Origin of the sequence: Paenibacillus sp. J5C2022, from assembly GCF_025567625.1 — a bacterium.
In the GTDB taxonomy this organism is placed as follows: domain Bacteria; phylum Bacillota; class Bacilli; order Paenibacillales; family Paenibacillaceae; genus Pristimantibacillus.
Genome location: NZ_JAOQJC010000003.1, coordinates 243,801 through 256,179 on the forward strand (window position 1 = coordinate 243,801; position 12,379 = coordinate 256,179).

At 53.5% G+C, this 12,379-nt stretch carries 11 protein-coding genes; 3 read left to right on the forward strand and 8 right to left on the reverse strand.

Going from position 1 to position 12,379, the window contains the following annotated elements:
* Positions 1-27 precede the first annotated feature (27 nt).
* The 3 genes from M6D81_RS04105 to M6D81_RS04115 all read left to right on the forward strand — a co-directional run bounded on the left by M6D81_RS04105 (position 28) and on the right by M6D81_RS04115 (position 2,628).
* Positions 28-663 (forward strand): GNAT family N-acetyltransferase, encoded by a 636-nt coding sequence (locus tag M6D81_RS04105; protein ID WP_262675578.1) that lies wholly within the window; start codon positions 28-30, stop codon positions 661-663.
* Between the two features lie 150 nt (positions 664-813).
* Positions 814-1,602, forward strand: a complete 789-nt coding sequence (locus M6D81_RS04110; protein ID WP_262675544.1) for a MerR family transcriptional regulator — start codon at positions 814-816, stop codon at positions 1,600-1,602.
* Positions 1,603-1,620: 18 nt separating this feature from the next.
* Positions 1,621-2,628: an alpha/beta hydrolase family protein gene (locus M6D81_RS04115; protein ID WP_262675545.1), complete on the forward strand. Its 1,008-nt coding sequence runs from the start codon at positions 1,621-1,623 to the stop codon at positions 2,626-2,628.
* Positions 2,629-2,684: 56 nt separating this feature from the next.
* On the opposite strand, the gene M6D81_RS04120 is transcribed toward M6D81_RS04115, so the two are convergent.
* The 8 genes from M6D81_RS04120 to M6D81_RS04155 all read right to left on the reverse strand — a co-directional run bounded on the left by M6D81_RS04120 (position 2,685) and on the right by M6D81_RS04155 (position 12,378).
* On the reverse strand, positions 2,685-3,587 hold the full coding sequence (locus tag M6D81_RS04120) for a hypothetical protein (RefSeq protein ID WP_262675546.1): 903 nt from the start codon (positions 3,585-3,587) through the stop codon (positions 2,685-2,687).
* A complete protein-coding gene (locus M6D81_RS04125) occupies positions 3,554-4,147 on the reverse strand; it encodes an RNA polymerase sigma factor (RefSeq protein WP_262675547.1) in 594 nt (197 codons plus the stop codon). The genes M6D81_RS04120 and M6D81_RS04125 overlap by 34 nt, the downstream gene beginning before the upstream one ends.
* A gap of 296 nt (positions 4,148-4,443) precedes the next feature.
* Positions 4,444-5,160, reverse strand: a complete 717-nt coding sequence (thyX, locus tag M6D81_RS04130) for an FAD-dependent thymidylate synthase (RefSeq protein ID WP_262675548.1) — start codon at positions 5,158-5,160, stop codon at positions 4,444-4,446.
* Between the two features lie 345 nt (positions 5,161-5,505).
* Positions 5,506-5,841, reverse strand: coding sequence for an uL11 family ribosomal protein (locus tag M6D81_RS04135; protein WP_262675549.1), 336 nt, complete (start codon positions 5,839-5,841; stop codon positions 5,506-5,508).
* Between the two features lie 1,248 nt (positions 5,842-7,089).
* Positions 7,090-8,790 (reverse strand): response regulator, encoded by a 1,701-nt coding sequence (locus M6D81_RS04140; protein WP_262675550.1) that lies wholly within the window; start codon positions 8,788-8,790, stop codon positions 7,090-7,092.
* Positions 8,765-10,612: a cache domain-containing sensor histidine kinase gene (locus tag M6D81_RS04145; protein ID WP_262675551.1), complete on the reverse strand. Its 1,848-nt coding sequence runs from the start codon at positions 10,610-10,612 to the stop codon at positions 8,765-8,767. Before M6D81_RS04145 ends, M6D81_RS04140 begins: the two co-directional genes overlap by 26 nt.
* A 33-nt stretch (positions 10,613-10,645) precedes the next feature.
* Positions 10,646-11,473 (reverse strand): carbohydrate ABC transporter permease, encoded by an 828-nt coding sequence (locus M6D81_RS04150; protein WP_262675579.1) that lies wholly within the window; start codon positions 11,471-11,473, stop codon positions 10,646-10,648.
* 5 nt (positions 11,474-11,478) lie between these two features.
* On the reverse strand, positions 11,479-12,378 hold the full coding sequence (locus M6D81_RS04155; RefSeq protein ID WP_262675552.1) for a carbohydrate ABC transporter permease: 900 nt from the start codon (positions 12,376-12,378) through the stop codon (positions 11,479-11,481).
* Position 12,379 lies beyond the last annotated feature (1 nt).

Sequence of the window (12,379 nt, forward strand, 5' to 3'; positions counted from 1 at the left end):
TGGATTGGGGAGTTGCTTGTGTCTAACATGTCTTCCATTACCGAGCCCATACGCATCCAGCCGTTTCAACCGGAGCACTTTCCCGAAGTCAGCCGCTTGCTTGTCCATTCATTCAGGGGAAAGTTTCAGGCTTTGACCAAGCTGTCCGACGACGTTCTCGCGAGCTTTTTCAACAAGCTGTTCCACTATTATCCATCTGAAGACGCATCCTGCAGAATAGTCGCCATCCAAGAAGACGAAGTTGTGGGCACGCTGGAGCTGAAGTGGTACATCCCCCGGGCAAAAGAAGAACCGTTTCCGTCCTGGAGCGCCTTTCGCGAGTTCGGCACCTGGACAATAATCAAGCTGTTGTTCGGTTTGCAATTTCTGAACCATGAGCCGCGTGTCGGAGAATGCTATATATCCGAGGTTGCGGTCCATCCCAATCATCAGGGCAAGGGCATTGGCAAGCTGCTGCTGCGATGGGCCATGAACTACGCATGCGCCGACGAGCGCTTTGACACCCTCAGCTTGCACGTCTCTCACAAAAACGAGCGTGCACGGATGCTATACGAGCTGCTTTCCTTCCAAACCGTCCGAAAAGAAAGCAGCCTCATCCGCTACTTGCTATTCCACGAACGGCAATGGCACTTTATGACGTTTAAGCCCTATCGTTCGCAATAACGCCGAGCATGCAGCTTGTGTGCCCTATTCTCACTGAACAGCCGACTGAGTTGCATTTGTGCAGCCTTCTGCTTGAACTGCACCTGGACCGGCATGCCTTGTCATGGCACAATTTCACTATACGACTTGAACCGGAAAGGAGACGGCTGCATGAAGGACCATATTACGATTAGCGAGCTGGCCAGACTGATGAACGTATCGCACCATCAAATCCGCTATTTTGAGGAGAAAGGAATACTCCCGCCCGCTTACATCGACAATAACGGCTACCGGATGTACGGCATGGAGCAAGTGTATCGATTATCCCACATTCTGTTGCTCAGAAAGCTGGGAGAGCCTGTTCCATCTATTAAAAACTGCATGGACAACTATAAGGCGGAGCAATATGAACGGCTGCTGGAGAGGGCAGTCGACAACATTGATGCGGAGATGCGGCGGCTGGAGGAGACGAAGCGATTCATTGCCAAAGTGATCTCCGAGCACAACAGTTCCCGCCAGCAGATGGACCGATTCTCCGTGAAACAGAAGCAAGCCGTAACGCTCATGGAGTGGCTGCGCTTCGAAGTACATGAATACGCGGAAGGAATCTCGGCCAAGCGGCTGGCCGAACGAGGCCAGGAAGTAGGCAATCTGTTCGAGCAGGACATCCATTATTTGTTCGACGAATCGAACGTTCTTACTCTCTGTGTGGAATCGGCGGAGCCGGACGCCATGACCCTCCCCAGCGGCAAGTATCTGACCATTCAGAAGCCAGTGCAAGCCGAGGATGAGCTGGACGCGATTATTGCGCGCTTTTATACCTATGCCACCCAGCACAGCTTGTCGTTAAGCGGTCCGTTAGTGCTTATCGAGCGGTCTTACCTGTCCATGTTCCACAAGAATGAATTGGTGTACGAATTACAAGCGCTCATCCGTCAGGATACCGAAGCAGGACACTAAAGTGAAGGAGAGAGCGACATGACGAAGAAGAGAATAGGAATAGCATTAGGAGCAATCATCCTTCTGCTGGCGGCAGCCGGCATCTATATCGCCATCCAGCATGACTACGATATGAAGGAACAAGTCATTGAAATAGACACTCCGGAGGGCAAGCTGACAGGCACATTCGTCCTGCCAAAATCGTACGACGGCAAGCTTGGCCTCGTCTTGTTCATCCATGGCGACGGCCCCATCGATGCTACGCACAGTGGCGGCTACAGGCCGTTATGGGAGCGTCTCGCATCTCTCGGATACGCATCCTTATCCATCGACAAGCGCGGCATTAACGGCTCGGAGGGCAATTGGGAGCATCAGAGCATGGAAGATCGGATGACGGAAGCGCGCCGCGCCATGGCATGGGCGAAGAAGCAGCCGATGATCGACGGCCATCGCATAGGCGCTTGGGGAGCAAGCCAGGCGGGATGGGTCATTCCCAAGCTTGCCGGAGAAGAGCAGCTGACATTCAGCATTCTCGTATCGCCGGCTGTCAATTGGGTAGAGCAAGGACGATATCACACTCGCGCACACAGGAAGAAAGCGGGCTTGAGCGACGAAGAGATCGACAAGGCGCTCGCTTACGACAAGCAAGTGCTGGAGCTGCTGGAGCGGCAGAGTTCCTATGAAGATTACCTGAAGATCGCGGACGAGCAGAGAGCGATGTCGAAGGACCGCTGGCTATTCGCCGGCAAGAACTACATGGCAGATTCCACCGAAGAGCTCAGCCACTTCAAGTCTCCGGTGCTCCTGCTGCTGGGCGAGAAGGACATTCATGTCGACATCAAGGATACCGAGCAGGTCTATCGTGAGAAGATCGATCCGCAGCTGCTTGACGTCACCGTCTTCCAGAATACCGAGCATTCCATGCTCAGTGTCAAAACGGCTAATTCCGAGCTTCGTGCGTTATGGATCAGCGTGCTGGCCCCAAGACAGATTACAGTTCCGGCTTATATGGACCGCATTGAGCAATTTCTCCGACAGTTGCCGTAGCACGAAAAAAAACAGGAAGAGACCCCATCGCGACGACGATGCGGTCTCTATTCCTGCTAATAGCTAAGCACAGCTGCGAATAAGAACAGCTCATCTTCCGTGACAAGCTCAGGCGTCTCCGTATATACCCTGTAATAGATAGGCTCGCTTGCGCTTTCGTCCATCCATGCCAGCTCATAACGCGCCTCTTCCGCATTTCCGATTAGTAAAACCTCCTGTTCTCCCAATGCCACCTTCTTCATCTCCTTGCCTGCCATATCCGTATGAACCGTCCGCCAATTCTGCCCTTCCGATGCATAGAGCGCAATGACGCCGCCATCATTCGCCTGGAATGATGCGCTCGCGCTATGCGGGCGGCTCCGCTCCACCTCCCGATAGACGATAGACTCGCCGCTTTCCTCGGCGTCCTGCATCAATTGCTTCATCAGACCGACAAGCTGTGCCTCGACAGGCTCCGCATGCACCATGCCATCCAGGAAGTGATAGTCCGCTGTCAACTTCGCGGCATGAGCGGGAAGCAGATAGCCGGACTGGCTCCGCCATTCCTCATAAGATGTGTAAGCGACTGGATTCTCCAACGTTACAAATCGATTCCTGTCCGTCAAGTAGAACAGCGCCATGCTGCCTGCGGGAAGAAGCTGTTGCAGCTCGCTGGATTCCCTCTCGTCCAGAATCGGTTCCTCACCCGCTTCGAAGGCACGATACTCCATGCTGACGGTTCCGTCGGAGCGATTCAGTTGCCAGGTTGCTGCTGCATAGCTGAACCCGGATACGATCAGCACCACTGCTGCCGCTGCCGCCAGCATCATGCTTCTTCTGGACCATAGCGAAGGACGCCCCCGGCTTATGTTCTTACTGCTTATTGCCGCCATCACCTTATCCGCCACATCAATATTAGGATGCGCTTCACTTGATAACCAATGTTTCAGACGCCGCTCCCACCCGCTCTCCATCCGCATTCGCTCTCTCCTCCATTTCCATCCATATTTTTTTCAGCTTTGTCTTGGCTCTCTCTACTTTTTTTGCGCAGGGCCTCAGGACGTAGAGGAAATACATCAGCGATCTCCTCATAGCTTTTTCCCTGCACAACGCGAAGCGTGACAAGCGCTCGTTCGGTATGGTTGAGATGCTGCAGCGTCCGCCATGCGGCCAATGTCAGCTCCTGCCTCTCCAGCCGCTCTGAGCCTTCATCGCCGCTATGCCCTGACTCATTCACACGCATCCACCAGCCAAGCAGCCTCATTCGCTGCCGCTTCTTGAGCAGATTGATACAATGATGGTGGGCGATCTTGTACAACCACGCGGAGAATGACTTGCCTTCGACATACAGATGCAGCTTCTCGTAAGCTTTCACGAACACATCCTGCACGGCGTCCTCCGCTTCTTCCCTTTGCAGCAACAGATGGAAACAATATACGTACAGCGCCTGCTGATATTTGCGGACGATGCAGCCGTACGGCTCTTTGTCCCCCTTCCGCACGGCACTTACCCACTCCTCGAGCTCAAGCTGCTCATCCACCAACAGTTCCCCCTCCTTTCATCAATCATGTCTATATAACAACCGAAAGAACGTTTTGTGACATGGGCATGGAAAATATGTATTAATCTCAACAGTGTGATGACACAATCATTCTCCCTCTCGCGCAACTTGTACGGAACGGATGACACAACCATTCGCCCTCTCGCGCAACTTGTACAGAAAGGATGACCCCCCCCCTATTCGCACTTACACAATTCAGCCGTGCGCATCCGTGCATCCCCCAAATGCAAAAAACCTCTCCGGAGAGAGGGTTTCCGCATAAGGCCCGGCAGCTGTCATTCACTTGTGCGATCGTGCATCAACTGCTCCAGCGATACGGGGAACAGCGGCTTCATCAGCGTCAATATCGCTTTCGCGTAATCCTGAATCTCGCGCTGCGCATCATGCTCAAGCCGCTGATTCAGGAAGTGGGCGACCGATTGGACAGATGCCGTCCAATACCAGCGCACATACATGCCATACGCCGGCAAGAATAAGCGCGCTTGCTCGGCGCAGATGCCATCGGCGAGTGCTGCCTCGTACTTGGCTATGCCCGCTTCCGTATACGCCATAAGCTCACGGCTATACTTCTCCCCCAGCTCCCATTGGATGCTGTCGCCGCTGCCTTGCTTGGAATTCTCCGGCTGCGAACGCCACTCGCCCGCTTCCGGACAATAGAATACAGGCTCTTCTGTAATATAGCGGCGGCTGGATTCATTCCATGCGTCCAGACTGTCCCCCGTCCCTTCGTAATGCGCGGAGCCGACCACATACTTCCACCACTGTCTGGCGACCATCAACGGCGCATATACTTCGAATTGCAGCATAGCGTGGCGGAATGGAGACGTATGGCCTTCACGCGCCAGGAACTTGATCAATCGGATATCCCGATCGTCTAACTCCAGAGATTGCTTGGCATACGATACTCTCGCCGCATTCACTACCGTCAAGTCAGAGCCCATATGATCAACCAGTCGCACATATCCTTCATTCAGCACTTTCACCATTGCCATGTCTGAGCAGCCTCCCTTTTCCGTAAAATAATTATATTCTACAAAAAAGGAACTTCCCCTCTTCCCATTCCAATATTGTTCAATGCAGCTCTCGTCTCCCGGAAGGTATAGCCAAGCCTCTTCTGCGCAGCAATGATAAGAGTCCTGATCATTACACCAGCGGCGCCCTGCATGCCCATACGGTTCGGCTTGCAGCAGATTAGTCCTGACATACCAGCTCAATGTGCTAGTAGGCATGTGCGTCATATCGACTATTTCTTGAATGCTCCAATTTCTGCCGCCATTATTCCCTTCCGTCATGAACAATGCGGATTCCCATGTTTTTGGCTGTGCCTGCAATCATCTTCATCGCACTTCCACATTCGAGGTATTCATGTCCGGCAGCTTCACCTCGGCTATTGTCCGAAGCTGTTCCCTTGTAATCGTACCCGCCGTCTCATGGCCCGGTCTCGCCGCCCCCTTGCCTATCCCTGCGTACTTCTTCAACAGGAAGGCAACCGGAGGGGTTCTGAGCGTCACCTGAAAGGTGCGATCCTCGAACACTGTAATATCTACGGGTACGACTAGCCCGGACTGCCCCTTCGTCATTTCATTGTACTGGTTGCAAAATAGCATCAGGTTGATCCCTGTTGGCGCCAGATCTTTACCTACTCTAGCCGAATTCGCTTTCCCCCTCCTCAAGCTCGAGCCTCACTTTTCTTACCGCTTCCTTCACCATGATCTCCCCACCCTTCACTTTTCGCATTTCCGCCTGAACAGGAGTATAGATGGTCGCGTTGCGTGAGGGTCAAGAGAAATAAGGCGACTAGTATGTCATATTGAAGGCTGAAAAGTAGCTAAATGCGGGGATTCAGACGAGTATTCATAGGCTAGAGCTCCGAAATGACGCGGTTGAGCTACTCTAGTGCATGCCACATACACTGGAGCGCCGAAATCATGCGGTTGAGCTACTCTAGTGCATGCCACATACACTGGAGCTCCGAAATGATGCGGTTGAGCTACTCTAGTGCATGCCACATACACTGGAGCGCAGAAATGATGCGGTTGAGCTACTCTAGTGAATGCCACATACACTGGAGCTCCGAAATGATGCGGTTGAGCTACTTTTGTGCATGCCACATACAATGGAGCGCCGAAATCATGCGGTTGAGCTACTCTAGTGAATGCCACATACACTGGAGCGCCGAAATCATGCGGTTGAGCTACTCTAGTGCATGCCACATACACTGGAGCTCCGAAATGACGCGGTTGAGCAGCTTTTGTGCATGGCACATACACTGGAGCGCCGAAATGACGCGGTTGAGCAGCTTTTGTGCATGCCACATACACTGGAGCTCCGAAATGACGCGGTTGAGCTACTCTAGTGCATGCCACATACACTGGAGCTCCGAAATCATGCGGTTGAGCTACTCTAGTGCATGCCACATACACTGGAGCGCCGAAATAATGCGGTTGAGCTACTATTGTGCATGCCACATACACTGGAGCTCCGAAATGACGCGGTTGAGCAGCTTTTGTGCATGCCACATACACTGGAGCGCCGAAATCATGCGGTTGAGCTACTCTAGTGCATGCCACATACACTGGAGCTCCGAAATCATGCGGTTGAGCTACTCTAGTGAATGCCACATACACTGGAGCTCCGAAATCATGCGGTTGAGCTACTCTAGTGCATGCCACATACACTCGAGCTCCGAAATGATGCGGTCGAGCTACTCTAGTGCATGCCACATACACTCGAGCTCCGAAATGATGCGGTTGAGCAGCTTTTGTGCATGGCACATACACTGGAGCTCCGAAATGATGCGGTTGAGCTACTCTAGTGCATGCCACATACACTCGAGCTCCGAAATGATGCGGTGGAGCTACTTTTGTGCATGCCACATACACTGGAGCGCAGAAATGATGCGGTGGGGCGGCTATGCTGCTTCACACCTTCGTCTTATTGGACACATGGTGCTCCCGGTATTCCGAGGGCGTCATCCGCGTATGCTTATGGAATACCTTCGTGAAGTAACGGCGTTCGGAGTAGCCTGCCTGCGTCCCGATCTCGGTCACCGTCTTGTCGGTCGTCAGCAGCATCCGCTGCGCCAGCTCCATCCGCTGTCGGGTCACATATTCTACGAACGTCTCACCGAAGTGCGATTTGAACAGCATGCTGAAGTAGCTGCCGCTAATGCCCAGATGCCCCGCCAACTCGTCCACGCCCAAATCACTGGACAAGCGGCTATGAATGTATTCCTTCGCCGACAGCATGAGCAGCTCACTGCTCCGCTTGCTGAAAGCCTTCTCCATGGCGCCGTCCACCAACTGCAGGATCACTTCCATCACATCGTTGACGCCGACGCTATGCTGCAGCCTCTGCCACACATCCTCCTCTTCCTCCGCCGCCAGAATATCCATCTCCCGCATCTCGCGCAGCAGATGAATCAGCATGTAATGCACCAGCTTCTCGCCGCGATCGAAGCCCGCTTCCGGGCCGGACAGATAACGGCTCTGCAACTGCTGAAGCGCCCGCTTCATGCCGGGCTGATCCAGCTGGCGAAGCGCCGACAGAACGGCATCCAGCGCATGCCATAGCCCCTTCACACCATCCCTGTCCGCCGCATCGCCGTCTGTCCGGTCTGCTTGAAGCTCTGTCAAGGCGTCGCTCCCTTGTTGCAGAACGAGCAGCTGCAGATGCTTGTAAGTCGAAGCCAGCTCCGAGAGCGGCATCGCTTGCCGATGGAAGACAACGCTTACAGACAAGCCATTGTTCCCTCCCACTGCCTCTTGAATGCAGCTCTTCCACTGCTCCGCTTCCCCATTCGTCCACCGTTCGCCGTCGGCATGCCCGATCAGGATGCACCATTCCCCTTCCCGCAGCTGCAGAACAGTGTAATGGTGATCCACGCTATCTGCCGTCCCCGCATGATGGCCGCTCCAATGCCGAAGCTGATTGTCTCCGTCAACCGCGATGACGCCGTCGCCCAACGCCTTCTTGCGCAACGCCTTCTCCAGCACCTTCCGGATATCGCAGTTCCACTGCTTGCGGTCGGCATGATTCCAGCTCATCGACAGCTGAGCGTAATGGTCAATGTCGACGAGAAGCATACTGTATCGTCCACCCTCCGATAACGCCTGCTCGTCTCCCGGCATATAGGATGCTGATTGAGAAGATATGCCTAGCAGCGTATCGTACAGCATTTTCTCATACGCGATTCGGGTCAATTGACGCCACCGCTCTTCTGCCAGCTGCGCCTCCTGCTTGCGGTATCTGATCTCCTCGCCCAGCTTCCTCACGGTTCTCTCCAGATGCTCGTAATCAATCGGCTTGAGGATATAATCCCGCACCCCGTGCTGAATAGCCGTCCGCGTATATTCGAAATCCTGATAACCGGTCAGCATCACGATCTCGCAAGGCTTGCCCAGCTTGCGCACCTCGGACAGCACCTTCATGCCATCCATAACCGGCATCCGAATATCGCACAGGATGAGATCCGGCTCACTCTCGCGGTAGCGCTCCATCGCCTCCTGACCGTTGCGAGCCAGCGCCACAAGCTGGAAGCCCAGCTCCTCCCAGGGCAACACAACCGTCAAGTTATTCAGAATCGGTAGCTCGTCGTCAACCAGCATAGCCTTCAGCTTCACTTCCATCCCTCCATCCCTGTAAAGGTAAGATGCATTGAATCGTCGTGCCTTCATCTCTCGACGAACATATCATCAGGCCGTAACCGCCCCCGTATTGAATGCGTATTCGGTCCGCCACGCTGCGGATGCCAAGGCCGCGCCGCTCGGGATTGTGCTCGCCTTGCGTCTCGTCGCCAATGACGCTCTCCTCGTCAGAGGCCATATAGCGGAATTTGGCCAGCACCGCATCCGGTATGCCCACACCGTTGTCCTTCACCGATAGGATCAGCCTGCCGTCCGCCGAACGGGCAGTAATGGCGATGTGCCCTGTGCGATCCAGCCCGTCGAACGCATGCTGAATACAATTCTCCACAAGCGGCTGCAGCGTCAGCTTCTGCACCTTGCACGTCAGCAGTTCATCGGGAATATCTACGCTATAGGCGAAGCTTTCCGTGAAGCGGAAGCGCTGGATTTCCAGGTAGCTCTTCACATGCTCAACTTCCTGCTGCAGCGAGATTTCCTCCCGTCCCTGGAAGCTGATTCGCAGTATATTCGCGAGGCGAAGCACCATGGCGCTCACCTTCCTGCCCTCATTCTGTACGGCAAGCACATTGATGGATTCCAGCGTATTGAATATGAAGTGGGGCTTAATCTGCGTCTGCAGTACGCGCATCTCCGCATTCATCTTCTGCTTCTGTTCTTCCTTCACCCGTTCAAGCAAATGCTGGATGCGTCTGATCATGCTGTTCAAGCCGCGGGCCAGCATATACAGCTCATCGCTTCCTTTCTCCTCCACGCGCATGCCGAGATCGCCGTCTTCGATGCGCCGCATGAACCGCACGATGCGGATAATTTTCTTCGCGATCCGATTGAGCGACAAGAGCAGGAATGCCAGAGCCGACAACAGAGTCAAGGTAAGCACGGCTGCTGCCCATCGCGCATACTGATAGATCTCTCCCGATACGAAGTCCCAGGACGTGACGGACACAAGCTGCCAGTTCTCAATGCTCAGCCCGACGCTCGACACAATGCTTTCCGTATCGCCGAAGCGCTGTCTGACGCTCCTGAACAGAGGTTCTTGCTCATACTCCTTCTCCAGGAAGGATTGTACCGCTTGACCGTCTATTTCGTCGGAGCTGTCGAACAGAATAAGCCCTTCTTTATTGACGATAAAAAAGCGGGTATCGTATCGTTCCTGATTGAACCGGAAGTAGCGGAATACGTTCTCCAATCCCGAATTTCTGATCTGGACGAGCAGAATACCCTTGTCCCTCAGCGTGCCGATATCCTTCACCACTCGCATCTGAGTGTAGACCGGCTTCTCGCCTGTCAGCTCCGGATATTCGTAGGGCCCGATCCATACGGGACGCGCATTGCGTTCTCTCACGCTCTTGTATAACGGGTGCTGCTCCAATTGCTCGAAGGGCAGAATTTGAAAGTCGCTTTTCACATAGATGGGGATAACCTTCTCGGAGTCCAGCGTGTACATCAGCGCATAGCTGACGGAGGGATGGCTGATCAACAGCTCTCGAAAATTTTTCTGAATCGCATTCAGCTCCAGCATATCGATGCTGGACAGCTGCTCCAGATCGGAGCGGTAGCCTTGATGCTCCAGCAGCTCCTGCAGCGCCACGCTGGCAATGGTGCTGTCGGTTACCTTCGTCATTTCATCGAAGACGAACTCCACGTTTTGCCGAAGGGCCCGCAGAGTTAGCTCCGCTTGCTGGGAATACTTCTTCATCACCGTATCCGATATGAACGTATAGGCGGCGATGCCGATCAGGCAGATCGGCACAATGACCAAGAGAAGAAAGGCGGCGAACAGCTTCCCGCGAAGTGTCATATGAAGAACCGCCCCCCCTTCATCGATAGCCGGCTATCCTTTCACGGCGCCGGCCGATATACCTTCAATAATCTTCTCCTGCAGGAATCCGTATAGCACCAGCACGGGCAATACGCTGTAGACGATGCCTGTGCAGATCAGAGAATAGTTGGTGAAATAGGCGTCGCGGAAGCCGACCATGCCGGTTGGCAGCGTACGCAGATGGTCTTTGCTAATGAAGAAGTTCGCCAGCAAGTATTCATTCCATACGCCAAGGAAATTGACGATGAATACGGTCACGAGCGCAGGTAGCGTAATCGGCAATATGATAAGCGTGAACAGGCGGAACGCGCCAAGTCCGTCCACAATAGCCGCCTCTTCCAGCTCCTTCGGAATCGCTCGCATGAATGCCGCGATAAGCAATACGCTGATGGGCAAGCCTCCCGCCGTATAGGGGAAGAACAGCGACCAATGCGTATTGAGCATGCCAAGATCGCTGACCAGTATATACTGCGCGATGAATAGCACGTTGCCGGGAATAAGCATGCCGATCAGCACGAGCTGATAGATCCACTTGCTGGAGCGGACAAACTTCATTCTGGCAATCGCAAAAGCGGTGGCGGCCGCCAGAAATACGCTTACTCCCGAGGATGTGAAGGACAGATACACGCTATTCAGAAAATATTTGCTAATGTTCCCCTTCTTCCAGGCATCGGCGTAGTTATGGAAGGCCATATCCCATGGAATGCCGAAAGGTTGCTCCGCTATATCAATATTATTATCCTTCAGCGACGAGAACACAATAAAAACAAACGGAATGAGGATAATGCATACGTAAACCATAAGCACGGCATGAGGCATCGCCCGCTTCACAATAGCCATGTTCATTAGTAGGTCACCTCATCCTTCTGTCTGCCGAACGTAAGTTGATAGAGCGTCGTCAGGACGATTGCTACGATGAAGATCATAATCGACAGTGCCGTTCCATAGCCGTATTCGCTAAATCGGATGGCCCGGTTGACCATATAGGAGGCCATCACTTCGGTTGAGCCGACGGGACCGCCGTTCGTCATGACGAGCACGACGTCGACGACTCTCATCGCACCCGCGATGGAAAGCATGACGATAACGGAGATAATCGGCTTGATCAAGGGAACCGTAATGTTCATAGCCCTCTGGAAGCCGTTCGCGCCGTCTATCTCCGCCGCCTCGTTCAATTCCTTCGGTATGGCCAATATAGCGGCCAGCACAAGGACGATATAGAAGCCCATCCACTGCCAGGCATTCGTAATGAGGATCGCGAGCAGCGCCCACTTCATGTCTCCCAGCCACATGATCGGCTCGACGCCGAACAAGCCCAGGAACTTGTTGACGATACCGACGCTCGGATCGTACATGAACTGCCACAGGATGCCAATGACTGCCGTAGACAGAATTGAGGGGATGAACACTGTCGTCTTGTAGAACCGTTGGAACTTCTTCACGGAACCGATCAGAATGGCGAAGAAGACAATGAACGGCACCTGGACAAATACGGAGAATAGAATGAAATACATGTTATTGACGACGGCATTTCGAAAGTAGGCATCCTGAATCGCTTTAATAAAATTGTCAAAACCGATAAACTTCGGGTCGTTCAATCCGTTCCAATCGGTAAAGCCGTAAAAAGCGGATGAAAACATGGGATAAATCGTAAACAAAAAATAGAGACCGAGCGTAGGCAAAATAAATATCGCATACGCATACGGATTCGTAAGCACAGTTCTCTTCTTCGCGGAGCTCTTCATC